This window comes from Streptosporangium sp. NBC_01469 (assembly GCF_036227305.1).
Lineage (GTDB): Bacteria > Actinomycetota > Actinomycetes > Streptosporangiales > Streptosporangiaceae > Streptosporangium.
Genome location: NZ_CP109465.1, coordinates 483,094 through 505,548 on the forward strand (window position 1 = coordinate 483,094; position 22,455 = coordinate 505,548).

Consider the following 22,455-nt stretch of genomic DNA (forward strand, 5'->3'; position numbering starts at 1 on the left):
GTCCTTCCCCGCTTTAGAGGGCAGCGTCCGAACGACCGTACGGGAATGCCGCAGCCGTCAGGAAATGCCCGTCTTTCTGTTCCACCGTCAGTTCGCCTCCGTTGCTCATCACTCGTTCCTTGAGCGTGGCGAGCCCCCGCAGTTCGGGAAGCGGAGCCTCCCGCGCGCCGTCGTTGACGATGGCGATGCCCGACTCCGACAGGGTGATGCGCACCTGCTCGGCTTGCGCGTGCCGCAGGATGTTGGTCGTCGTCTCCCGCAGGACCTGGCCGAGCAGCTCGCCCGTGTGCGCGTCGACCTCGGCCTCACGGTCGACGCGCACGCGGATGCCCGCGGCCTCGAAGAGGTTCTTCGCGTTCTCCAGCTCCGCGGACAGGTTGAGCCGCCGCTGCGCGTAGGCGAGCTCCTTGGTCTGGGTGATGGTGTCGCTGACCAGGGCGTGCACCTCGCGCAGCTCCTGCTCCACTCGTTCGGCGTCGCTGTGCACCAGCTTCTGGGCCAGCGCGATCTTCAGCTTCACCACGTGCAGCGTGTGGCCCTGGATATCGTGCAGATCACTGGCGAAACGCATGCGCTCCCGGATGACGGCCAGCTCCGCCTCGCGTTCTCGTGCCTCCTCCAGCTCCGCGACGAGGCCGTAGAACCTCTGGTTGGGGAACATGAGGCCGGTCAGCACCGCGGTGACGCCCGCGGGAACGATGACGTATTCGATCAGAACACCGGAGACGTCCTCCTGTGTGACCAACAGCCTCGCCGCGCCTACCGCGGCGACGTAGACGATCAGCGCCAGGGCCGCCCGGCCCCGGTGGCGCGGCAGCTGGGGGACGGTGAGGGAGCCCACGATCAGAATGCCGTAGAACGCCGAGTCGCCGTCCACCACCAGAACCCCGAGGGCCCATACGGCCGCGGTGATGATCAGGCAGGGGAGCGCGACGCGGGAGATGTCACGCGCCGCCCACTGTACGAAGGTCACCAGGGCCGCGACCACGCCCAGACCCAAGATGATGGCCTGCCACCAGGTCTCGGCGTCCGTCGCCACCAGCAGCACCCCCACGAGGGCGAGCAGCGGGAGGAACATGACGAGATTGAGTCCGCGCAGCCGTCCCCGCGTCCTCTCGGTGTGCTCGGACATCGTGTGTGACCCTACCCGGGCCGGCCTCACCGGTCCTCACCCGGCCGCGGAGTCGTCAGGCTGAGCGGCGGACCAGCCGGAGCGCTCGCCACGATGAGGGCCGTGGCCGTCCACATCAGCCACCGGCCGCTCTCCGACCACGACTCCACACCGTCAGGCATGAGACCGGCGCCGAGGTGGTGGAGGAAGAACGCCGCGCAGACCACGAGGAAGACGGTCATGGTGACCGTCAGCGGAACGCGTAGGGCTTCGGTGTCCATGGGTGGCTCTCCGGGAGAGAACAGCAGAGTCTGCCCAGTATTCTTCCGGTTCCGTGGTGGCACCAGTGACGCTGCGTCATATGTTCACCCAAGAAATGTCATGGCGAGGTCATGACATGGTCGCACTGCCCGGTGAGCGCGGCGGCTGCTGGAATCAACGGCATGTCCTCGACACCAGTCATAGACGTCGAACGTCTGAACCTCACCTACGGCGACTTCCACGCCGTGAAGGACCTGTCCTTCCAGGTACGGCCCGGAGAACTCTACGCGCTGCTCGGCACGAACGGGGCGGGGAAGACCTCGACCCTGGAGATCATCGAAGGCCACCGTACGGCCACCTCGGGCACCGTGCGGGTCTTCGGGAAGAGCCCGCGTGACCGGCAGGCCGTGCGGCCCAGGATGGGCATCATGCTGCAGGAAAGCGGATTCTCGCCGGACCTGACGGTGAGGGAATCGGTCCGGCTGATCGGAAAACTCACGCAGCGCACCGACCGGGTCGAACGCGTGCTCGGCATCATCGACCTCACCCGCAAGGCCGGCACCAAGGTGTCCCAGCTCTCCGGCGGCGAGAAACGGCGCCTGGACTTCGCCACCGCCGTGTACGGAACGCCTGAGCTGATCGTCCTGGACGAGCCCACCACCGGTTTGGACATCCAGTCCCGAGACGATCTGTGGGAGGTCGTGGACAAGCTGCGCGAAGACGGCTCCACCGTCGTTCTCACCACGCACTACCTGGAAGAGGCGCAGCAGCGCGCCGACCGCGTCGGCCTCATGCACAAGGGGACCTTCTACCGGGAGGGGACCGTCTCCGAACTGACGCGGATGCTGCCGGCCGCCATCCGCTTCTCCCTCGCGGCCCCCGCACCGGCGCTACCGCTGCAGGCCACGAGCGAAAGTGGCGGAACGTTCCTCATCGAGACCCTCAGCTTGCAGAAGGACCTGTACACCCTGCTCCGCTGGGCGCAGGACCACGCGGTGGAGCTGCGGGAACTCCAGGCCGGACCGACCCGGCTCGACGACGTCTTCCGTGCCCTCGGCAGCGACTAGAGCACTCCCGGAACTCTCCCAAGGAAAAGGACCTTCGCCATGCTCTCGATAGCTCTCAGCGAGCTGATCCAGATCTTCCGGAACCGGTTGGTTCTGGTCACCAGTCTCATCATGCCCGCGGTGGTCAGCGCGGTCTTCATCTACCAGCACGAAGGCTTCGCGGCCCTGGGCAGCCTCGGATACATCGCGGCGGTGGTCATGTTCACCATCGGAGCGTTCGGGCTCTACACCACCGCGGTCACCACCCTGGCCTCACGCCGGCAGAACCTCTTCCTCAAGCGGCTGCGCTCCACCGCGGCGAGCGACACCGCCATCCTCTCCGGGCTGCTCCTCCCGATCACCGTCATCTCGCTGGTCCAGGTGGCCGTGATCATGACCGTGCTGGCCGTGGTCACCGGCGAGCCGGACAATGCTCTCCTCCTGGCGGCGGCCGTCCTCTCAATGGTGATCATGATGCTCGGCCTGGGACTGGCCACGGCGGGAGTGACGAACTCCCCCGAACACGCCCAGGTGACCACGCTGCCCATCAGCCTCGGCGCCATCGCCGTGGTCAGCTGGGTGGGGATCACCGGCACCGAGGAACTCACCCTGCTCAAACGGCTGCTTCCGGGCGGCTCGGCCACCGAACTGGTCCTCAACGCCTGGAACGGCGGCGTTCCCGTCACGGACTCCCTGATTCTCCTGGTGCCCACGCTGGGCTGGGTCGTTGTCGCCGTCGCGCTGGCTTCCCGGATCTTCCGCTGGGAGCCGCGCCGATGACGACGCCCGGCGTACGTCATCCATGGGCGCGGCTAACGCAACCAACCGAAGGAGTTCACCACCATGTCGACTGACCATTCCGACCAACCGCGGCAGCCGGCCTCGGCCGGCACCACCTCTCCGGCACGCCCGGGCTGGCCCGAGATCGTGGTCGGCCTGCTCGCGATGGCGGCCGCCACGGCCGTGGCTCCGTTCTTCGGCCCGCTGGGGCTGGAGTTGGACGCGGTGGTGTACGGGCTGACCCTGGCCGCCTGGTCGGGCATCGTCTGCCTCATCGGCTTCGCCGCGGCCGCGCTGATCCGCATCCGCTCCTGGGGCGCCTTCGGCGTGCGCCGCACCACCTGGCGCTGGATGGGCATCGGCGCGGCCGCGGGCGTGGTCGCGTTCGTGCTCAAGGGCGTGGTGAACTATGCCGTCATCACCCTGATCTCGTTCGACGCCGATCCCCAAGGCCCGTACCACGACGCGGCCGGCGGCGGCGTGCTGCCCCTGATCCTGACCTTCGCCTTCCTGGCCGTCCTCACCCCCCTCGGCGAGGAGTTCCTCTTCCGCGGTGTCGTCACCAACGCCCTGCTGCGCTACGGGCCCGTCGTCGGCGTCCTGTCCAGCTCGGTGGTCTTCGCCCTCTTCCACGGCATCAACCTCGCCATGACCACGGCGCTCGTGGTGGGCATCATCGCCGCCGAGGTGATGCGCCGCAGCGGATCGATCTGGCCCGCGGTGGCCCTCCACGCCGTCCACAACATGGGCCTGCCGCTGTTCGTACTGATCACCGGAACCACCGGGCTCGGCTGATCGTCACGTTAAAGACCATGATCACGTGCCTTTGGCGCCACTTTTCGTTCCGATGTTCCAAGCGCCGCCAATTGCATCGGATGCGAACTCGCGACAGGTGGAGAATCTGCCCGGAGAGGGGAGCAATCACGCTGTGGACCTGCGTACTTGAGCAGGATTCTGGCCGCGACGATACCGGTCACGAGGGCCTTGCTGCGACCCGTGCAGGGGGCTGGCCTGGGACTCCGCCGACGACTCGCATAGGATGCGGTTTTCTCGCATCTGATGCGAGTCGCGGAGGGTGGTGAACCGGTGGGGTTCAACGGGTCGATACCGGGGGCGGCCGGGCTGCACCTGGTCGACGGGGTCGCGTTGCTGCGGCCGGAAGAACAGGTCTTCGCGGCGATGCTGACGGGGTTCGCCAACCAGCAGCTCGCGCGGAATCTGGCCCGGACGACCGTGGAGGGCCGAGAGAACACAATCAAGGCGTTCGCGGACTACGTGAACACCTACCCCTGGCACTGGACACCGGCGATGGTCGACGAGTGGCTCGGTGACCTGCGCTCGCTGCGGGACCTGAAGCGCTCCACGATCCGCTCGTACTCCGAGGCCGTGCGGGCGTTCTGCCACTTCATCACCGATCCGCTCTACGAGTGGACGGCGACCTGCGAAGAGCGGTTCGGTACCCACCCGGTGCAGGTCGTGCACGAGTGGAACACCGCCATGCACGTCCAGGACAACGAGGCGGACGCGAAGAAGCGCGCGTTCACCAAGGCCGAGCTGCACGCCTTCTTCGCGCACTGCGACGACGAGGTCGCCCGCATCCGGGCCTTCGGCCGCAAGGGCTGGCTGCCCGCCTTTCGCGACGCGACCCTGTTCAAGACCGCCTACGCTTTCGGACTGCGGCGCAACGAGACGCGGATGCTGGACGCCGCCGACTTCGGCCGCAACCCGCACGGCGGCGAGTTCGGCGTGTACGGCCGGTGCCAGGTCCGGTTCGGCAAGGCCAAGAAGGGCTCGCCGCCCAAGCGCCGCGGGGTGCTGACCGTGTTCGACTGGACTCCGGACGTCCTGGACGAGTGGTTCACCGAGGTCCACCCGCTGTTCGGCACCAACGACAACCCGGCGGCCTGGCCTTCCGAACGGGGCCTGCGGATCGGCTGCCAGCGGCTCAACTCCCGCTTCATCGCCTACCGCAAGGCCCTGGGCCTCGACGAGGGGCTGGACTTCCACTCCTTCCGCAGGTCCTACGTCACCCACCTCATCGAGGACGGCTGGGACCCGCGCTTCGTCCAGGAGCAAGTCGGCCACGAGCACGCCAGCACCACCTCGCTCTACACCTGCGTCTCCTCGGACTTCCGCACCCGCACCCTGCGGCGGCACCTGGATGCCACCATCGCCGCGGCCCTTGGGACCCAGACCGGGAGGCAGGCATGAAACGCAAGGTCGGCTACACGTGGCGGCTGCGTGAGGTCATGGCCCAGCACCAGATTTTCACCGCCACCGAACTGGTGCCACTGCTGCGCGAACGGGGCATCGACTTGTCCGCCTCCCAGGTCCACCGCCTGGTCTCCGGCACCCCGGAACGCCTGTCGTTGCAGGTCATGGCCGCGCTCTGCGACATCCTGTCCTGCACTCCGGCCGATCTGGTGGACACCACCGCCGAGAACGCCGGGGTCCGCAAGACCGCCACCGACAACCTGCCCGCACCGCCCGCGAACGTCGCGAAGCTGCGGCCCCGCGCGGCCCGCATCCTGCCCGACGCATGACCCGCACCTACGCCACCGGCGAGCAGTACGAACGCCGGTACGTGGCCGAGTGCTGCCGCTGCGGCCGCCGCAGGCACAAGGCCGGCACCTGGCCGGATGGATACGTCTGCCGCACCTGTTCGGACCGCGCCGTCCGGACACGGGGTACCTGTCCGGGATGCGGCCAGGACCGGGCCCTGCCTGGGCTCCGCCCCGGCGACGGAGTCCCGATCTGCACCACCTGCGCCGGCTTCTCCCGAACCTTCGACTGCTCACGCTGCGGCTTCGAGGGCAAGCTCCTGGGCGGGCGGCTGTGTGAGCGCTGCACGCTCAGCGACCGCCTCACCGCGCTCCTGGACGACGGCACCGGCCGCATCCGTCCCGCGCTGGTCCCGCTGTTCAACCTGCTGGTGGCGATGGAGAAGCCCGGCAGCGGACTGGCCTGGCTGGCCATGCGCCGCAGCCAACCGGCGAACGCCTCCCGATTGCTGCAACAGCTCGGCCTCGGCCAGATCTCGCTGACCCACGACGCCTTCCACGAGCTCCAGCCCTGGCGAACCGCCGCTCACCTGGAAGAACTCCTGATGACCAGCGGAGTCCTGCCTACGGTCGACAAGTACCTCTGCTCCTTCCAACGCTGGCTTCCCGGGCATCTGGCCAGCATCACCGACTCCGAGCACGTCAAAACGATCAGGCTCTTCGCGACCTGGCGCGTCCTCCCGCGGCTGCGGGCCCGCGCCGAGCGAAGCCACATCACACCCAGCGTCCGGAGGTTCGCCGCCGAACAGATCAAGTACGCGACCGCCTTCCTGCAATGGCTCGGCCAACGCAACAACAGCCTCGCGTCCTGCGGCCAGATCGACATCGACGCCTGGTGGGCCGAGAGCAGCGAACACGGCCGCACTTGCCTGAGGGCCTTTCTCAGCTGGGCCATGCAGACCCGTAACTGCCCACGCTCCCTGTCCATCCCCGCGATGAAGGTCTCCCGGCGGGCCGCACTGAGCGAAGACGAACGCCTCGACGCCCTTGGCCGACTGCTGACCGACACGGAGATTCCGATACGTCTGCGTGTCGCGGGGGTCATCGTGCTCCTCTATGCGCAGCCCGTGAGCCGCATCGTCCGGCTCAGCGTCGACGACGTGGTCCACGACGGCGACACCCTACTGTTACGGCTCGGTGAACCCGCCTCGCCCGTTCCCGCACCGGTCGCCGCTCTGCTGCTGGAGCACATAGCGAACCGCGACAACATGAACACCGCCACCAACCCCGCCTCCCGATGGCTCTTCCCGGGCCGCCGGGCAGGACAGCCAGCCCGCCCCGACCACCTGTCCGCGCTCCTGAACGAGGCCGGGATCCCGGCCTCCGCAGCACGTGGCGCCGCCATCCGCCAGCAGCTCCTCGAACTGCCCGCTCCCGTCGTTGCCGACGCTCTCGGCTACCACAACAAGACCACCAGCCGCCTCATCAGAGAGACCGGCGGGACATGGAGCCGATACGCCGCTGGCGATCACACAAGGTCACCGACAAGCCGGCCTCCTCGGGGAGCCGGCGACAGTTGACTACGAGAGCCCACAGCAGAAGGCCATTCTCTAGCGGAGACGGGCCAGCAAGTGGGCGTCCAGGAAGCCCCGCTCGGAGGCCGGGTCGTGGAGCAGCCGCGCGAATGTGGCGAACCCAGCCCCGGCCAGCAACTCGGCGAAGCGGTCCGCCGGCCAGCTATAGGCGGGTGTCACCTTGTGGTCGAAGCGGACCGGCTCGGGCGCGTCGGTTCCGAAGAACGAGACCAGGAGAAGGCCCCCCGGCGCCAGGACACGCGCCTGCTCGGCGAGCAGCGCGGGTAGTTCCCCAGGAGGGGTGTGAATCATCGAGTAGTGGGCCAGCACGCCGCCGAGCGCGCCGTCCTCAACTGGGAGTTCCTCCATCCGGGCCTCATCGAACTTCAGCGCCGGATGGGCCCGCCGAGCGTGGTCGACCATGGCCGGAGAGAGGTCGAGCCCGAAGGCATCCAGCCCCAGGTCGTGCAGCATGGCCGTCAGATGTCCGGGCCCGCAGCCGACATCCGCCACCCGCGAATTCCCCGTCCCACGCACCAACTCGGCGAAGGTGCCGATCATGTTCCGTGTGAACGGCTGCGTCTCCAGTCGGTTAGCGAACATCGACGCATATAACTCGACGACCCCGTCGTAGGCCGTCCTGGTCTCGTCCTGGTGCTTCGCCACGGGAAGGAAGTTAGCACCCCCCATTCTCAGCTGTTCTCCGGCCCGGTGCCGAATCCTGCGCCGTCGTATCGGACTCGCTCGGCTACCAGGACAAGGCCATCACCCGGTGGCGCGACAAGCCGCTGGCGACCACAGTCAGTCACCAGCTGACTGGACTCCCCGGGGAACTGGCGACAGTTGATTAGGCGATCACACCAGTATCACTATCGCCGCGTGCCGAAGGCGGCATGTCGGGTGACCGCGATCGCGGTGAGCGGGCTGTCGAAATCGTTCGGCGGTGAGGTGACGGCGGACGGCGGCCGCTTCTCCGTCCACGGTGCCTCCAGCGGCGAGGTCACGGCGATCGACCCCGTCCGGGCGCGACGGCACGGAGTCGAGGCGATCGGGATCGAGCAGCTCTTCGGTTTCGGGCCGAAGATGCGGCACTGGGCCGAGCAGGTGATGTCGGAGGCGGTGGCGGGCCGGATCCGGCCGATCATCGGGCAGACCTTCCCCCTGGAACGCGCCGCGGACGCGCACGCCGCGATCGAGTCGCGCGGCGCCCTGGGCAAGACCCTGCTCCTGATCTGACAGCGCCCCACAGTGTCCCCGTCGAGCCGCACACCACGATCAATCAGCCGGAACGACCGGACGGACCTCGTCTGTTCCATGGCTCGACGCGGACGCGGACTCCAACCCGGGCACGTACTTCCACAGACGACCGGCACGGTCCGAGAGCGCCCTGAAGCCTCGACTCTGATCCTGCTCCGCGGCTCCCAAACCAGGACGAACCCAAATTCAAGCTCATCACCCAGGGGCCGTACGGGTCACCGGAGGGCAAGGTGGTCACCCGGCTCGGCGGGCGGCGCTTCCAAGGGACAGGCACCTATTCTCCGAGGACAGAGGATTCAGGGATGGAGGATTGGACGACCCTCGGGTCGTTTACCGGCAGGCAAGTGGCTACGGGACCCTCTGCGACCTTGAAGTCCCACCCGCCCTCCGTATCGAAAGAGCCCGCGAAGGTCACCACCAAAGTCTGGCCGGACTTGATCCGGTCCCGGTGGAGAGTGAAAGAGAGCACGTCCGGTCTTGAATGCCACTCGGTCAGGGCCCTGTTCTCCTTCTCCGGCCAGTACCGGGCGCGTGGCTCCTTGCACATCTTTCCGGTCGGCAAGAGGTCCACCACCGTCGGTACGCCGAAGGCACGCAGATCCTCCTGCAGCCTCTTGTGGAAGTCCTTGATGTAGAACCTGTCCCTGAACTCGATGGTGATCGTGCCGTCAGGGTTCTTGATCACCGCGTAGGCGGGTACCGCGGATCCGATCAGTGTCGGCGCGACCAGGCTCGCCACGACGGCCATCACCGCCACGGCGCCGCCCAGCGCGAGTCGCCGGCCGCTCAGTCCTGGTAGTCCCGGCGTTCGAGCAAGCCCCCGCGCTGCTCGACCGGCGAGAGGGAACCGCGTCCATAGCGGCTTTCGGGTGGCTTCTTCAAGGAGCCGGAGTCGCTGGCGGGCCAGGGAGTCCGGCGGCTGGTGTTCCAGCTCTCTGATGAGGGTCTTCAGCTCATCCATCGATGTCCTCCTTCAACGGGTTGACGCCGCCCAGTGCGTCGCGCACCTTGCGACGGGCTCGGTTGAGCCGTGATTTGACCGTGCCTACCGGGATGTCGAGTGCCCGGGCCGCCTCCTCGTAGGTCATGTCGCTCCAGGCGACGAGGAGCAGCACGTCCCGGTCTCCTCGCGACAGCAGCGAGAGTGCGTGGAGCAGGGCCGGCCGTGACCCCTCGGCGGTGAGGTCGTGCGTGATCGCCTCCTCCGGCCCGTCGACGCTCTGGACGGGGTCCTGCCGTTCCAGCGCGCGGTAACGGCTGACCTCGGTCCTGCGGTACCGGGTGATGAGCTTCGTCGCGATTCCGAACAGCCACGGCCGGGCATCGCGGTAGGAGAGGTCGTAGGACCCACGCCTTCGAAACGCGATCAGGAACGTCTCTCCGACGAGATCCTCGGCGACTTCGGGGCCGAGCCGGAAGGAAACGTACCGGTAGAGCATCGTGCTGTAGCGGTCGAACAGGGCCGCGAACACCTCTGGATCGTCGAGGGAGCCCGCAATGGTCCCGGCGTCATCCACCGCGTCCAGCGTGTCAGTCACCATGGAGGACCTTGTCCGGTCATGAGAGCCCTTTCTACGATGTCGTCGGCTATGTCTTGCCACGACACCCTTCAGGTGTTCACGGATCGGCACCTCGACTCCCACGATGTCCGCCGCTCCTCTCGTGCGGTGCTCAAGAAGACAGGTCATCCCGGTTGGTGAAGTGGTTGGAGGCCGTGCCCGGAGGCACCGCCGCCTCCGCGTCGACGGCCCGGAAGGTCAACCCCCGCGCCGCTCCTGCGCGACGTCCTCGGGTACGCGGCCGGAGAAATCGCCGAACCGCTCGACACCTCGGTTCCGGCGGTCAACAGCGCGTTACAGCGGGAGCGGATCCGCCCGCCGCGGTGCACCGCGGCGATCTGGAGGCGGTGGTGGCCGGGCGAGGTGGAGCGGGAGGTACGGCGGGTGCACGAGCGGTGGCCCGCGAAGCCGGTCGCGTCCTAGACCTCCCCACGGGGGCGGAAGATCTTCCGTACGCCCGCCGCGATCCAGATCGTGGCCAGCGCGGCGTAGGTCACGAGGAGGGCCGGAGGGAAGACGGAGGTGACCACCGCGCCGAGGGCCGCCAGCGCGAGGAGGATCGCCCAGCCGTACAGGACGCGCCGCCCGGCCGGGGAACCGGTGTGGGCGGCCTCCTGGACGGGGGTGATCAGCGCCATGGTCGCCGCCCCGGCCAACCCGAGCCCCTCCTGACCGAGCCCGACACCCAGGCCGAGCAGGGGCGCGCCCACCCCCAACAGGCCCAGGCAGAGCATGGACACCCGGGCCGCGGCGCCCTCGAACAGCAGCCGGGTGGCCCTGGCCCTGGCCAGGCGGAGCGTGGTCCAGGACTCGGCGATCCACGCCGCCCAGTGCAGCAGCGCGATGATCACGAACACCAGGATGACCGGTGGCAGCGCGGGCAGCAGGAACACCAGCCTCCAGCCGCCCACGAACCGCCGCCGCAGCCGCGACAGCGTCCGGTGGACCGGATTGCGCTCCTTCAGCGCGAACACCAGATAGTCCCTGGCCGCTTCGAAGCCCGGATCCAGGCGGAGCACCTCGCGGAAGGACTCGGCGGCGGCCCTCGGGTCACCGGCGGCCAGCGCGGCGCGGCCGTGGGCCCAGTGCGCCCGCGTGCTCTCCGGGTCGTTGCCCACGGCCTGGGCGGCGGCGGCCCTGGCCTGCTCGTGCCGGCCGAGCATGGTCAGCGCGATCGCCAGCAGGGCGGCCAGGTCGGCGTCCTGAGGCTCCAGCCCGAGGCCGCGGCCGGCGCACTCGGCCATCTGGGCCCAGTTGCGCCGCATCATGTGCACGCGCGCCAGCAGCTCCCAGGAAGGGGCGTACTCGGGCTGGAGGGCGAGGCCGGCGGCGGTCGCGCGGGCGGCCTCCTCGATCAGCCCCGCCCGGTAGTGCACCTGGCCGGACAGGTAGTGCGGCATCCAGTCGTCGGGCGCGAGCCCCACCGCTTCGCGCGACTCCTCCAGTGCCTCGCCCGTACGGCCCTGCTGGACCAGCGCCAAGCCCAGCAGCGCGTGCGCGCCGACGTGCTGGGGCTGCTCGGTGAGGACGCCGCGCAGCTCGCGCTCGGCGTCCACGGGGCGGCTCATCTGCAGTAACAGCCGTGCCCGCGCCAATGGGTCGCCTGTCTTCACCATTTGCGCTGGATCCAGGGCATGAGCTCGTCCCAGGCGCCCGACTCGTTGGCGTGCATCACGTAGTTGCGCGCGGTGGCCATCCACTCGCGCACCGCCGTGGGCCTGGCCGCCTTGGCCGCGGCCAGCAGGTCGCGGGTGGACAGCGGGATCGTCCGGCCCGCGCGGATCGACTCATGCAGCTTGACCTCGACCGCCCGGTCCACCAGGCCCTTGAGGTCGGCGCCGACGAACTGGTCGGTGACCTTGGCCACCGCGCCGAAGTCGACCTCCTCCAGCGGCTTGTCGCGGCACAGGATGCGCAGGATCGCCGCGCGCGCCTCCGCGTCCGGCGGCGGTACGAAGACGAGCTGGTCGAACCGGCCCGGACGGCGGAACGCCACGTCGATGTACCAGGGCGCGTTCGTGGCGGCGAGCACCAGGACGCCCTCGTTCGCGCTCTGGTCGACACCGTCCAGCTCCGACAGGAACTGGTTGACAAGCTGCCGGCTGTGCGTTTGCCGCATGTCGGAGCGGCGCGCTGCCAGCGCGTCCACCTCGTCGAAGAACAGCACGCAGGGCCGGTGGCGGCGGGCCAGGTCGAACGTGGCGCGCAGATTCCGCTCGCTGGAGCCGACGTACATGTCGAGGATGTCGGCCAGCCCGACGCTCACGAACGCCGCGCCGAGCTCGCCGGCGGCGGCCCTGGCCAGGTGCGTCTTCCCGACTCCCGGCGGCCCGTACAGCAGGACGCCGCCGCCGGCGCGCTTGCCGAAGGCGGCGAACAGCTCGGGCTGCTGGACGGGCAGCAGCAGCTTGACCCGGAGCGCCTCCTTGACCTCGTCCATCCCGGCGACGTCGGCGAAACTGGCGGCCGACCGCTCGACCTCCGCGGTGGACTGCTCGTGGGTGGCCGAGGAAGGCCCCATGTACGCGGTCCCGGCGGGCTGGGGCGGCGCGGGCGACGCGGGTGGCGCGGGTGGCGCGGTGTCGGCAGGCAGCGGGATCACCAGGCGGGCCGCCAGGTCGGCGTCCGCGACGGACGGGTCACGCGAGACCGCCTCGTGGTAGCGGTAGGCCGCCTTGTGCACGCTCCCCTCGCCCAGCAGGGCACGGGCCGCCAGCACCCCCACGCGCGGCGGGTATCCGTCCACGGCGAGCAGCGGCTCCAGCGCGGACAGCGCCTCCCCGTGCGAGCTCTGCCGGACGAATGCCTCGGCCAGCCCGGCCGTGATGTCCGGATCCTTGGGCGCGAGCACGAGCGCGGCGCGGAACTCGGCCTCCGCGTCGGCCAGATACCCGTTGTTCAGTAGCTGCTCGGCCAGGTGCCGGCGCAGGGGCAGGTTGTCCGGGGAGAGGCGAGCGGCCTCGCCTAGCGCCTTCAAACCGGGGTCGTTGACCACGTTGCCCGATCCCTTCTGTTGCGATATCGGTGGTTCGGAACTAGTCAAACTACCGAAATCGGACTCAGGCGGTGGTCTGGACGTCAGCTTTTGTCGCGCGTACCACCGCTCAGTACCTGGTCGGTGCGGGCCGCCGGCTCCACGTCCTTGGGGCATCGATATGGGTATAGCCCTTTTCGGCCTGCCTGGCCCGGGTGTACGCGACAGGCGCCTCATAGGCGACACCGGTCAGTACGCAACGGGCTGTCCGGCCAGTTCGGCGTCGACACCCACCGCCTCGCTCTCCTCGATCAGGTGTGCCATCGCCCGCGCGTCGGTCTCCAGGGCCGACACCTCGGCCGGGAAGGAACACAAAGGTCGACTCGATCGCGGCCAGGGTCCGGCCTTTGCTTTCGGCGTTCCAGCGATCGGCGAACTGTTGGTCGGTGTGATGCGTCCTGTGCGACCCTGATCCCCATGATCTGGGTGACGGTGTACCGCTTGATGCTGATCCTGGCTGCGGTGGTCGGCCTGATCCATACCTGGATGGCCCTCGGCAGCCCGCTGAACCCGCTCGTGCTCTTCACCGTGCAGAGCAATCTGCTGCTCACGGGGTTCTATTCCTGGCAGGTGGTCAGCAGGCGGCGCCCTCCTGCTGAGCTTAAGGGGGCGGTGACGCTCTACATCGTGATCACTGGGCTGGTCTGGCACTTTCTGCGCATGCGCGGAGCCAGCCCCCTCGAGCACCTCTCCCTTCACGGTCACGGTCTGGGCAACTTCCTTCTCCACTACGTGACGCCCGTCATGGCCGTGATCGACTGGCTGTTCTTCGATCGGATCGCTTCTCGGCCGAAATGGGCGGCCGCTCTCACCTGGCTGGTCTATCCGATGGCCTATCTGACCTTTGCCCTGGTCAGAGGTGCCCTGCTGCCTCCAGATGCGTGGAAGCGGTATCCCTATCCGTTTCTGGATGTGGACACATTCGGGTACGGCGGGGTGGCGCTCATGGCGCTGGCGCTGGCCGTCTGCTTCGTACTGCTCGGCTATGGGTTGATCGCCCTGCACCGCTTGGTCAACCATGCCGGTCGTACGGCCACAGTCTCCATATCTTCATCCCCCGGAAACCCCTGAAACGACAATCCGTCTCTCGCCCCACAGCGCAAGGGGCTACGACGGCGAGAAGAAGTACCAAATAAGAACTCCTAACAGAATGAGGCTGGCCGAGTCCGCGAACATGATCGGTCGTTGAACCGGATGTGAGGAAGGGCGAGCGGCCACCGTAGACCGTGCCCGATGGGCTCTGGCAACGCATCGAGCCGTTGCTTCCGACTGCTTCCGACTGCTTCCGACGATCGGACGCCGCTACCGCGACCCCGAGCGCAAGTGGATCGACGATCGTCAAGCATTGTGCGGGATCTTGTCCGTGCTCTACACCGCGATCCCGTGGGAGTTCTTGTCCCAGGAACCGGGCTTCGGCTCGGGCGTGCATCGGTGAGCGGTGGAACAGACGCTCGCCCCGCCGCACTGGTTTCGCCGGTTACGCATCCGCTGGGAGATCCGCGACGACATCCACGAAGCCTTCATGATCCCGGCCTCCGCCATCATCTGCCGGCGCCGCCTCAACCACTGACCACATTCTGTTAGGAGTTCTAAGCGAGCAGGGCTCCGACCTGGGATCGGATACCAAGATTAATCTCATCGCCAACCCCGTTTCAGAGGTCGAGGTGCGGCCGTAGCCGGGCCAGAGCCCTCTCGGTCCGTGACTCGGCCGCGAGGGCCGCCGCGAGCAGGATCCGGGCCTTGGGCGCGCGCAACGATCCGGCGAACACGGCGCCCGCCTCGGCGAGGTCGACGCCACCGCCCACACCGTACACCGGGGTCACCGGTCCCTGCCGACAGCGGGAGGTGACGAGTACGGCGATGCCGTCGGCGACGCATGAGCGGATCTCGCGGAGCACCCCGGGAGTGGGATTCCCCGCGCCCATCGCCTCCAGGACGAGGCCGCGGGCGCCCGCGGCCCTGCACGCCGCGACCTGCACACCGTCAGCGTCCAGGTAGACCGGCACGATGTCCACCCGTGCCGCCAAGTCGCCCAGTTCGGTCAGGTCGAATCCGCAGGGCCGCACGGGGCGGGCGGAGACCCGGACCCGGTCGCCGAAGACCTCGCCGATCGGCCCGTGGCCGGGGGAGGCGAACGCCTCCGGCGAGAGGGTGTGTGCCTTGGTCGCGTGCCGTGCGGAATGGATGAGCCCAGTCATGGTGATGAGCGCGCCGAGTCCGCGCGCCGCTGGGTCGGCGGCCACCCGTACGGCGTCGGCGATGTTGCGCGGGCCGTCCCCGTCCGGTTCGGCCGCGTGCCGCTGGGCGCCGGTGAACACCACGGTGTGCTCCGGGGAAAGGAGCAGATCGAGCAGGTAGGCGGTCTCCTCCATGGTGTCGGTGCCGTGGGTGACGACGACGCCGTCCACGGTGGGGTCACGGAGCTCGGCGAGTACCTGTCCGGCGAGGCGCAGCACGTCGGCACGGGTGAGGTTGAAGCTGTGCGCGAGCATCACTTCGCGGATCTCGGTTGTCACGACCGGTCCGGCTCCGATGACCAGTTCGGAGCCGGGGACCGTTACGCTGACCCCGCCCCGGCGGTCTGGGCGGGAGGCGATCGTGCCGCCGGTGGTCAGGACGCGGATTCGCGCGCTCACCGGGGCGACACCGCTTCACGCATCACGTCCTGGACCCCCGCCGACTTCCTTCGGCCCCGAATGGCGAACAGGTAGTACAGCCCGCCCGCCACCAGGCTTCCCGACAGCCAGGAGAAGTCGGTGTCGCCCAGCGCCCGCGCGATCGGTCCCTGTGTCGCCGGGACGGTTCCGAACTGCCAGCTCCACGCGGCAACCAGTCCCAGGCCCAGGCTGATGAGCGCTCTGTGGTTCACCGGGCCGTAGGGCGAGGCGTCGTCGCGGTACAGCGACGGCACGTCCGCTCTGCCCCGGCGTAGGATGAAGAAGTCCACCAGCACGATGCTCGCCCACGGGCTGATCCATACCAGGATTGAGACCATCCACTGGTCGAAGGCATGGGCGAAGCTGTCGGCCTGGACGAACACCAACAGCACAGCCGATGCCACCGTGCCGGCGATGAGGGTCACCTTCCATCGTTTGACGCGTACGCCGATCGACAGTGCGGCCAGGGAGCAGGAGTACAGGTTCAGGATGTTGGTGGCGACCGGCCCGTGCATGATCAGCATCAGGACGGGGATCGCCATCACGCCGAACGCGTCGATCACCAGGCCGGAGGGGTCGGTGCCGCTACCCGCGCTGGCGAGGCACGCGCCGAGCGCGGCCAGCCACACCGTCGGCACGTACGTGCCGAGCGCGGTCGACCAGAACACGGATTTGTCGGAGGCTCGGACCTTGATGAAGCGGCTGTAGTCCGCGGAGTACGGCAGCCAGCTGATGCCCCAGCCGATGCCGATGGCGGTGAGGAGCTGGGTGATGGCGGTGATTTTGGCCGCAGGGGTGGTCGCGGTGGCGGCGGTCCAGTTCGGATCGGACTGGCCTAGCGTGAGCACCGTCATGATCATCATGACCAGTACAGTGATTGGCACCGTGTACTTCTCGAAGGTGCGAATGGCGTAGAAGCCGTACAGCGCGAGTCCCAGCTGAGCCGCCATGATGACCGCGGCCACCAGATATTTCAGACCGGTGCCGCCGTGGATGCCCATCTGGCCGAGGACCGCCAGCACCAGATCGAGCACGACCCAGGTGTTGACGCCGACCCAGCCCATGGTCAGCAGGCCCTGCACGACCCCGGGCACGATCGCACCCCTGCGGCCGAACGGTGCGCGGCTCAGCACCATCTGGTTCACGCCGGTGCGGTGGCCCATGACATTGAACAGTCCGAAGATCGCGCACCCGGCGAGGTTGCCGATGGCGATCACAGCCAGGGTCTCCAGCAGGCTCAGGCCGAGCGTGACGCCGAGCGCCCCGAGCACCCAGTTGATCGGCGCGATGTTGGCCCCCGACCAGATCCAGAACTGCTGCCACGGCGTGGAGTCGCGGGCCTCCTGGGGAATGGGCTCGATGCCATGCTCGTCGAAGCGGGACGTGCCCTGCACCGCGCTTCCGGCAAGATCATTGGCTGACATGGGGCTTCCTAAAAGTGTGAGGCGGTCCGGGAGGACCGGATGCGGCTGATGAGTGGTTGCCGTCGATGGCTCGGAAGGAATGGCCGCCCGGTCCGGGACGCTCCGACTGCTGATTGAGAACTGCGGTCATCGCTGGTTGAGGACCTGTCGGCGGAGTGTTCCTTGGGCCACGGAAATGCTGGTCACGGTGGAACGGAGCCATGGGCTTGAGTTCGTCTCACGCGCGGATATGGGTCGGCCTCGATGCCGGCAAGGGGCATCACTGGGCGGTGGCGGTCGACGACAACGGTGAGACGCTGTTCCCGACGAAGGTGATCAACGATGAGTCGCAGATCCTCTGGCCCTGGACGAGCGGATCAAGGACAACGACCGGGAGATCCGCGAGACCTTCCGCTCCGACGAGCGCGCCGAGAGCATCGAGTCGATGCTTTGTATGGGCCCGATCCCGGGTGCCGAGTTCGTCGCCATCGTCGGCGACCTGTCCGGCTACCGCGATGCCGGACGTCTCGCCTCCCACGCCGGCTTGGCCCCGGTGCTCCGGGACTCCGGCCGCCGGACCCGCAATTACCACCGGCTCAAGCGCTACAACCGACGCTTGCGGCACATCTTCTACCTGGCAGCCCAGACCGCGATGATGAGGCCCGGCCCCTCGCGGGATTCCTACCTCAAGAAGCGATCCGAGGGGCTGCCGCATACCCAGGCTCTGCTTGCGCTCGCCCGCCGCCGAGTCGATGTGCTGTGGGCCATGCTGCGTGGCAAGAGGATGTTCACCTCCACCCCGCCGGTCACGCAGGCGTCTTGACACGATCATTGAGATTCCTTCCCTTGTGATGCGCACCACATAAGCACTCGCGGTGACTAAATAGGGAGTGGATGAATCTATAGATATTCAGCAAAATGCTGGATAGATTTACAGGATGTTCACACTCGGCGCCCTCGTGCGGACCCTCTCCCTGGAGCTGCGAGTACTCGTTTCCGGCCCGCCCGGAGCGATGGAGGCGGAGGCGACATGGATTCACACCACCGAACTGCCCGACCCCTCCAACTACGTGCGCGAGCGTGAGCTCGTGCTGACCAACGGCCTGTGGATCGGCCAGGTGACGCCGGCGGAGTTCGTGGCGAGCATGAAGCGGGCGGGAGCCGCAGGAATCATGTTCGGCCTACTCGCGACCACCCCGGCGACGCCGCGGGAGCTGGTGGACGCCTGCCGGGAGGCGGACCTGCCGCTGCTGGAGATCTCGCCAAGGGTGCCGTTCACCGCCGTCTCCGAGATGGTCGCCGCCATGTACGCCGAGGAGCGCCAGAGCGTGCTGGTCGGCATGGTGCGCAGGGGCGACGCACTGGCCAGGGCGATCTCGCGCGGTGCCGGCGCCTCCGGTGTGCTCCAGGTACTCAGACGCGATCATGATTTGCCGCTCGCGGTGGTCGACCGGATGGGCCGGCTGCTCGCGGAGGCCGGAGCCCGTCTCGATACCGAGCAGCTTCAGGCGGTGGCCAGAGGACTGGCCCGCCGGCCACCGGCGTTGGAGCTGGAGCTGGGGCCCGCCAATCGTGCCACTCTGTTCCTGGTGGGAGCGGTCGGCGATGTCGACGCCGCGCTGATCTGCCTTCGCCCGGTCAGCGCTCTCGATCGGATCGAGCAGGACGCACTGGAGCAGGCGGCTCGCTTCCTCAGCCTTGAGGTGGCCAAGCAGCAGGCGGTGCAGGCAATCGAGCTGCGTTTCGCCAGCGAACTGCTGGAAATGGTGCTCTCCGGCGGGCGGCGGGCGGCCGAGGTCCCTGGCAGGCTGCAAGCGTTCGGCGTGGACGCCGGAGGCCCGCTGGCCGTGTGCGCGATCGCCTTCGCCGAGGGCGAGGCGGCCACGCTGCCCGGTCTCGCCGAGGTGGTCGGGGAGTTCTTCGTGACCGAGGGGATTTCGGTCGTCGTGGCGGGCGGTACCCAGGACGTGGTGACGGTGCTGTCCTGGCGATACCCGGAAGACGGGCTGGCGTCACTGACGGAGCGGCTGGCCGAGACCGTGGCGCGACGATTCCCCGGCCGCCGCCCCGTGGTGGGTCTCGGCGGCGTCGCCGCCGACTCCGCCGGTCTGCGAGAACCCCTGATGCGGTCCCGGGAGACGTGCCGGGTGCTGCGCCGCAGCCGCAGCGGGGCCGTGGTGCGGACCTTCGCCGAGCTGGGCACGCACCGGTTGCTTCTCGGACTGCAGGACGCAGGAGCGCTGCGCGGCTTCGCCGACGTCGTGCTCGTGCCGATACGCGAGCACGACGCCAGGCGCGGCGGGGAGTTGGAGGCGACGTTGCGTGCCTTTCTGGACTACGACGGGCACTGGGCCGCGACCGCTGCCTCCCTGCACATCCACGTCAACACGCTGCGGAACCGGCTGACCAAGATCATCGAATTGACCGGCCGGGACGTGAGCCGTACCGAGGATCGGGTGGATCTGTTCCTCGCCCTTGAAGCCGACGCGATGGGCTGACCCCGACGGGAGGGTCCATGAGCGGGCTCCCGTTGATGCTATGCGGGATAGACCTCTGGATCCACCGCCGGCGCCCGGTGCGGGCGCGTGGCAACCCCCGGGTCGGCCGCTGCCGCCTCGGCGACGTCGCGGCAGCGAGCGAACCGCACGTCCCCGCACGTGAGCGCGTACTCGATGAACCGGCGCAGCGCCTGAGCCCGGCCGGGACGGCCCGACAGGAAGGGGTGCACGCACAGGTTGAACAGGCACCGGTAGTACCGCATGCCGTCCAGCTCCGCCCGCCACAACTCCAGCACCTTCGTCGGCGACTCGATGACCGACCCGATGTGCGGCGCGGGAAGGTAGGCGTACTGCTCCCAGTCGTCCAGCGACCAGTGCACGGGCAGCTCGACGATCTCGCCGGATCCGGCGGAGATCCGATATGGCCGGTCGTCGCCCATCAGCGACGAGTCGTAGAGCAACCCGTACTCGGCGACGAGTCCGGCGGTCTGCCAGGTCGCCTCCCACAGTGCCGCCCGGTGCCCGGCGATCTCGATGCCCTGGTCGGTGAACACCTCAAGCGCCCGCACGAAGTCCGCCCGCTCCTCCTGCGGGGTCATCGACGTAGGCGGCCGGTGACTGTATGAATGGTGCGCCACCTCGTGTCCCCGCTCGACGATCGACCCCGCCAGGCCCGGACGATGCTCGGCCACCCAGCCCGGCACGAAGAACGTCGCGGGGACCCCGAGCTCGTCGAGCAGGTCCAGAATGCGGGGCAGCCCCACATCCGGCCCGTAGGCCTGATGCGACATCGTGCTCGCGTGCCGGGCGTAGTCGCGGCCCTGCGCGAGGATCGGCGTCTCCGCATCCACGTCGAAGGTCAACGTCACGACGGCGGCGGCCCCGCCGTGCCAGGTCTCGCTCATGTCCACCATCATGCTCGCGGACTCAGACCCCGGCCCCGAACCCCTGCCGCCCGCCACCGGCGCGCGTTGTCCAGCGTCGCCATGGGCTGCAACATCATGTGGTCGAAGTCCTCCAGCGCCGCCCCCTCGGCCAGGCGACGGGGAAGGTCAGGGTTGGCCAGCGCCCACCGGCCGACCGACAGGACATCCGCGTGCCCGTCGGCCAGCACCTGAGCCGCCTGCGCCGGCTCGTGCATACCGCCGTTGGCGATCACCGGAAGGCCGCTCACCCGGCGGGCCAGGCCGGTGATCGTGACACCGCCCTCCAGCCTCGCGGTCTCAATCCAGTCCCGGCCCTCGCTGGCGATGTGCAGATAGGTCACGCCCGCGTCGGCCAGCGCCGTGAAGATGACCCCCGCATCGTGAGCGCTCCCAGGCCACCGGTAAGTGAAGTCGTTGACCTTGGTCTGGGACAACCGGATCCCGACGCAGAAGGACGACCCCACCTCCGCGCGGATGGCCGCCACCACCTCCGCGGCCAGGCGGACCCGATTGGCGATCGGACCGCCGTAGGAATCGTCGCGCCGGTTGGTGTAGTCGGTGAGGAACTGGTCCAGCAGATAGCCGTTGGCCCCATGCACCTCGACCCCGTCGAACCCGGCCTCGCGCGCGTTCACCGCCGAGGCCACGAAGCCGCGCACAGCCTCCTCGATATCGGCCGGGTTCATCTCCCGAGGCGTCGCCCACCTTCCGTGACCGCCGTACTCGGGCATCTTCTCCCCGAGCGGTGGCACGGCGGACGGGCCTGCGGTGTCCTCCCGGTAGTGGCTGCCCTGAGACAGCGCACCCGCATGCATGAGCTGCAGCACGATGGGCGACCCCGCGGCGTGTACCCGGTCGGTGGTCTCCCGCCAGGCCGCCACGTGCGCCTCCGACACGATTCCCGGCTGGTTGAGATACCCCTGGCTGTAGACGGTGTCGGTGTAGGTGCCCTCGGTGATCACCAGCCCGAACCCGCCGCGGGCGAGCTCGGCGTAGTAGTCGGCCATCTTGTGGGTCGGGGTGCCGTCCGGGGTGGCCGAGACCCTGGTCATGGGCGAGACCGCGAGCCGGTTGGCCAGCTCCAGATCCCCGATCCGTCCCGGCTCCAGCGACGGGTGCCTCACACCGGGGGTGGAAATGCTCATGATGTCCTTACTCCTTGAACTTCGTGACGGCCGGGGTGTTCCCGGTGGGCAGCACGTTGACTGCCAGCGACGTCGGGCCGCTCCCGTTGATCTCGATCAGGTCCTGGGGGCATGCGGAGACCACCACCACACAGTCCATGGCCGCCTCGAAGGTGATCGCGTCGCCCGGTCGGCTGGTGGCGGGCAGCCAGCGCAGCTCTCCCGACTCCCGCACCGGGATTCGCATGAACACGTTGACCGGCTGGGGGGTGAAAGCGACGGCCAGGTCCAGCGAGGCAAGGGATCGGCGCAGGTTCTCCGCACACGAGGCGTGAGCCCCCTGTACGCCGAGCGCGGCGTAACGCATCGGATCGCAGGCGGCGATCAGCATGTCGTGCCAGCCCGGGGAGGTGTCGGAGACCAGGGTCAGGATGGGGCGGCGGCGATCGGTGACGAACTGCTCGCCGACCGCCGGGAACAGGCGGCTCGTATGACTGCGCGTGTGCGAGGCACTGAGATGCTCGGTCACGTCGTCGGCGCCGAAGGCGAACAGATCACCCACCTGCCCGCCTTCGAGGTCGACCACGCGCACCCGCTGTCCGGCGGCCACCGTGACCGCGCGCCCCTCGCGAGCGGGCACGGCCACTCGTTTCTCAACCGTTGTCGACTCCATGCTCAGCAGCAAACCACCGGACCGGCCGGACCGGCCATAGAGCTTCCCACC

General features: G+C 68.5%; 23 protein-coding genes and 3 pseudogenes. 12 read left to right on the forward strand and 14 right to left on the reverse strand.

Annotation, left to right across the window (positions count from 1 at the left end; translation table 11 throughout):
* Positions 1-13: 13 nt before the first annotated feature.
* Positions 14-1,132: a sensor histidine kinase gene (locus OG587_RS02130; RefSeq protein WP_329086301.1), complete on the reverse strand. Its 1,119-nt coding sequence runs from the start codon at positions 1,130-1,132 to the stop codon at positions 14-16.
* A 26-nt stretch (positions 1,133-1,158) separates the two neighbouring features.
* Positions 1,159-1,392, reverse strand: coding sequence for a hypothetical protein (locus OG587_RS02135; protein ID WP_329086303.1), 234 nt, complete (start codon positions 1,390-1,392; stop codon positions 1,159-1,161).
* A gap of 162 nt (positions 1,393-1,554) precedes the next feature.
* Here OG587_RS02135 and OG587_RS02140 point away from each other — a divergent pair, with 162 nt between their 5' ends.
* From OG587_RS02140 to OG587_RS02165, 6 genes are all read left to right on the forward strand, one after another.
* Entirely contained in the window at positions 1,555-2,439 is an 885-nt protein-coding gene (locus OG587_RS02140; RefSeq protein WP_329086305.1) for an ABC transporter ATP-binding protein, read from the forward strand.
* Between the two features lie 39 nt (positions 2,440-2,478).
* On the forward strand, positions 2,479-3,198 hold the full coding sequence (locus tag OG587_RS02145) for an ABC transporter permease (RefSeq protein WP_329086307.1): 720 nt from the start codon (positions 2,479-2,481) through the stop codon (positions 3,196-3,198).
* Positions 3,199-3,261: 63 nt separating this feature from the next.
* Positions 3,262-3,993: a CPBP family intramembrane glutamic endopeptidase gene (locus OG587_RS02150; protein WP_329086308.1), complete on the forward strand. Its 732-nt coding sequence runs from the start codon at positions 3,262-3,264 to the stop codon at positions 3,991-3,993.
* A 264-nt stretch (positions 3,994-4,257) separates the two neighbouring features.
* A complete protein-coding gene (locus OG587_RS02155; RefSeq protein ID WP_093175770.1) occupies positions 4,258-5,409 on the forward strand; it encodes a tyrosine-type recombinase/integrase in 1,152 nt (383 codons plus the stop codon).
* Positions 5,406-5,741, forward strand: a complete 336-nt coding sequence (locus OG587_RS02160; protein WP_093175773.1) for a helix-turn-helix domain-containing protein — start codon at positions 5,406-5,408, stop codon at positions 5,739-5,741. The genes OG587_RS02155 and OG587_RS02160 overlap by 4 nt, the downstream gene beginning before the upstream one ends.
* Positions 5,738-7,279, forward strand: coding sequence for a hypothetical protein (locus OG587_RS02165; RefSeq protein WP_329086312.1), 1,542 nt, complete (start codon positions 5,738-5,740; stop codon positions 7,277-7,279). Before OG587_RS02160 ends, OG587_RS02165 begins: the two co-directional genes overlap by 4 nt.
* 30 nt (positions 7,280-7,309) lie before the next feature.
* Here OG587_RS02165 and OG587_RS02170 read toward each other — a convergent pair whose 3' ends face one another.
* Entirely contained in the window at positions 7,310-7,939 is a 630-nt protein-coding gene (locus tag OG587_RS02170; protein ID WP_189122621.1) for a class I SAM-dependent methyltransferase, read from the reverse strand.
* Between the two features lie 234 nt (positions 7,940-8,173).
* Between OG587_RS02170 and OG587_RS02175 the strand changes: the two genes are divergently transcribed.
* Positions 8,174-8,509: a zinc-binding dehydrogenase gene (locus OG587_RS02175; protein WP_329086316.1), complete on the forward strand. Its 336-nt coding sequence runs from the start codon at positions 8,174-8,176 to the stop codon at positions 8,507-8,509.
* Positions 8,510-8,804: 295 nt separating this feature from the next.
* Here the strand turns inward: OG587_RS02175 and OG587_RS02180 are convergent, their stop codons facing one another.
* The 6 genes and pseudogenes from OG587_RS02180 to OG587_RS02210 all read right to left on the reverse strand — a co-directional run bounded on the left by OG587_RS02180 (position 8,805) and on the right by OG587_RS02210 (position 13,438).
* Entirely contained in the window at positions 8,805-9,491 is a 687-nt protein-coding gene (locus tag OG587_RS02180) for a hypothetical protein (protein WP_329086318.1), read from the reverse strand.
* Complete coding sequence (locus OG587_RS02185; protein WP_329086320.1) at positions 9,484-10,071, reverse strand: RNA polymerase sigma factor; 588 nt, start codon at positions 10,069-10,071, stop codon at positions 9,484-9,486. The genes OG587_RS02180 and OG587_RS02185 overlap by 8 nt, the downstream gene beginning before the upstream one ends.
* 139 nt (positions 10,072-10,210) lie before the next feature.
* Positions 10,211-10,300, reverse strand: a pseudogene (locus OG587_RS02190) (TetR/AcrR family transcriptional regulator); the annotation flags it as partial.
* Positions 10,301-10,508: 208 nt separating this feature from the next.
* Positions 10,509-11,705 (reverse strand): tetratricopeptide repeat protein, encoded by a 1,197-nt coding sequence (locus OG587_RS02200; RefSeq protein ID WP_329086321.1) that lies wholly within the window; start codon positions 11,703-11,705, stop codon positions 10,509-10,511.
* Complete coding sequence (locus tag OG587_RS02205) at positions 11,699-13,084, reverse strand: AAA family ATPase (protein ID WP_329086322.1); 1,386 nt, start codon at positions 13,082-13,084, stop codon at positions 11,699-11,701. Before OG587_RS02205 ends, OG587_RS02200 begins: the two co-directional genes overlap by 7 nt.
* A 228-nt stretch (positions 13,085-13,312) precedes the next feature.
* Positions 13,313-13,438, reverse strand: coding sequence for an imine reductase family protein (locus OG587_RS02210; RefSeq protein ID WP_329086324.1), 126 nt, complete (start codon positions 13,436-13,438; stop codon positions 13,313-13,315).
* 102 nt (positions 13,439-13,540) lie between these two features.
* Between OG587_RS02210 and OG587_RS02215 the strand changes: the two genes are divergently transcribed.
* From OG587_RS02215 to OG587_RS02225, 3 genes and pseudogenes are all read left to right on the forward strand, one after another.
* A complete protein-coding gene (locus tag OG587_RS02215; protein WP_329086325.1) occupies positions 13,541-14,194 on the forward strand; it encodes a Pr6Pr family membrane protein in 654 nt (217 codons plus the stop codon).
* A 155-nt stretch (positions 14,195-14,349) separates the two neighbouring features.
* Positions 14,350-14,519, forward strand: a pseudogene (locus OG587_RS02220) (transposase); the annotation flags it as partial.
* Between the two features lie 42 nt (positions 14,520-14,561).
* Positions 14,562-14,693, forward strand: coding sequence for a hypothetical protein (locus tag OG587_RS02225; protein ID WP_329086326.1), 132 nt, complete (start codon positions 14,562-14,564; stop codon positions 14,691-14,693).
* An 82-nt stretch (positions 14,694-14,775) separates the two neighbouring features.
* Here the strand turns inward: OG587_RS02225 and OG587_RS02230 are convergent, their stop codons facing one another.
* Positions 14,776-15,759, reverse strand: a complete 984-nt coding sequence (locus OG587_RS02230) for an asparaginase (RefSeq protein ID WP_329086327.1) — start codon at positions 15,757-15,759, stop codon at positions 14,776-14,778.
* A complete protein-coding gene (locus OG587_RS02235) occupies positions 15,756-17,204 on the reverse strand; it encodes a purine-cytosine permease family protein (RefSeq protein ID WP_329086329.1) in 1,449 nt (482 codons plus the stop codon). Before OG587_RS02235 ends, OG587_RS02230 begins: the two co-directional genes overlap by 4 nt.
* Positions 17,205-17,541: 337 nt before the next feature.
* On the opposite strand from OG587_RS02235, the pseudogene OG587_RS02240 reads away from it, so the two are divergent.
* A pseudogene (locus tag OG587_RS02240) lies at positions 17,542-18,006 on the forward strand (transposase); the annotation flags it as partial.
* A gap of 115 nt (positions 18,007-18,121) precedes the next feature.
* Positions 18,122-19,681, forward strand: coding sequence for a PucR family transcriptional regulator (locus OG587_RS02245; protein ID WP_329086330.1), 1,560 nt, complete (start codon positions 18,122-18,124; stop codon positions 19,679-19,681).
* Between the two features lie 38 nt (positions 19,682-19,719).
* Here the strand turns inward: OG587_RS02245 and OG587_RS02250 are convergent, their stop codons facing one another.
* From OG587_RS02250 to OG587_RS02260, 3 genes are read right to left on the reverse strand one after another with little or no spacing between them, the layout of a single operon-like run.
* Positions 19,720-20,586, reverse strand: a complete 867-nt coding sequence (locus OG587_RS02250; protein ID WP_329086332.1) for a polysaccharide deacetylase family protein — start codon at positions 20,584-20,586, stop codon at positions 19,720-19,722.
* 8 nt (positions 20,587-20,594) lie between these two features.
* On the reverse strand, positions 20,595-21,752 hold the full coding sequence (locus OG587_RS02255) for an NADH:flavin oxidoreductase (RefSeq protein ID WP_329086334.1): 1,158 nt from the start codon (positions 21,750-21,752) through the stop codon (positions 20,595-20,597).
* A 7-nt stretch (positions 21,753-21,759) separates the two neighbouring features.
* Positions 21,760-22,404 carry an urea carboxylase-associated family protein gene (locus OG587_RS02260; protein WP_329086336.1) on the reverse strand — a complete coding sequence of 215 codons (645 nt, stop codon included), beginning with the start codon at positions 22,402-22,404 and terminating at the stop codon, positions 21,760-21,762.
* Positions 22,405-22,455: the final 51 nt, after the last annotated feature.

Bases quoted from the DNA above. Each gene is read 5' to 3' on its own strand.
- OG587_RS02130 (WP_329086301.1), bottom strand. From the start codon at position 1,132: ATGTCCGAGCACACCGAGAGGACGCGGGGACGGCTGCGCGGACTCAAT.
- OG587_RS02135 (WP_329086303.1), bottom strand. From the start codon at position 1,392: ATGGACACCGAAGCCCTACGCGTTCCGCTGACGGTCACCATGACCGTC.
- OG587_RS02140 (WP_329086305.1), top strand. From the start codon at position 1,555: ATGTCCTCGACACCAGTCATAGACGTCGAACGTCTGAACCTCACCTAC.
- OG587_RS02145 (WP_329086307.1), top strand. From the start codon at position 2,479: ATGCTCTCGATAGCTCTCAGCGAGCTGATCCAGATCTTCCGGAACCGG.
- OG587_RS02150 (WP_329086308.1), top strand. From the start codon at position 3,262: ATGTCGACTGACCATTCCGACCAACCGCGGCAGCCGGCCTCGGCCGGC.
- OG587_RS02155 (WP_093175770.1), top strand. From the start codon at position 4,258: ATGCGAGTCGCGGAGGGTGGTGAACCGGTGGGGTTCAACGGGTCGATA.
- OG587_RS02160 (WP_093175773.1), top strand. From the start codon at position 5,406: ATGAAACGCAAGGTCGGCTACACGTGGCGGCTGCGTGAGGTCATGGCC.
- OG587_RS02165 (WP_329086312.1), top strand. From the start codon at position 5,738: ATGACCCGCACCTACGCCACCGGCGAGCAGTACGAACGCCGGTACGTG.
- OG587_RS02180 (WP_329086318.1), bottom strand. From the start codon at position 9,491: ATGGATGAGCTGAAGACCCTCATCAGAGAGCTGGAACACCAGCCGCCG.
- OG587_RS02185 (WP_329086320.1), bottom strand. From the start codon at position 10,071: ATGGTGACTGACACGCTGGACGCGGTGGATGACGCCGGGACCATTGCG.
- OG587_RS02200 (WP_329086321.1), bottom strand. From the start codon at position 11,705: ATGGTGAAGACAGGCGACCCATTGGCGCGGGCACGGCTGTTACTGCAG.
- OG587_RS02215 (WP_329086325.1), top strand. From the start codon at position 13,541: ATGATCTGGGTGACGGTGTACCGCTTGATGCTGATCCTGGCTGCGGTG.
- OG587_RS02235 (WP_329086329.1), bottom strand. From the start codon at position 17,204: ATGTCAGCCAATGATCTTGCCGGAAGCGCGGTGCAGGGCACGTCCCGC.
- OG587_RS02245 (WP_329086330.1), top strand. From the start codon at position 18,122: ATGTTCACACTCGGCGCCCTCGTGCGGACCCTCTCCCTGGAGCTGCGA.
- OG587_RS02250 (WP_329086332.1), bottom strand. From the start codon at position 20,586: ATGAGCGAGACCTGGCACGGCGGGGCCGCCGCCGTCGTGACGTTGACC.
- OG587_RS02255 (WP_329086334.1), bottom strand. From the start codon at position 21,752: ATGAGCATTTCCACCCCCGGTGTGAGGCACCCGTCGCTGGAGCCGGGA.
- OG587_RS02260 (WP_329086336.1), bottom strand. From the start codon at position 22,404: ATGGAGTCGACAACGGTTGAGAAACGAGTGGCCGTGCCCGCTCGCGAG.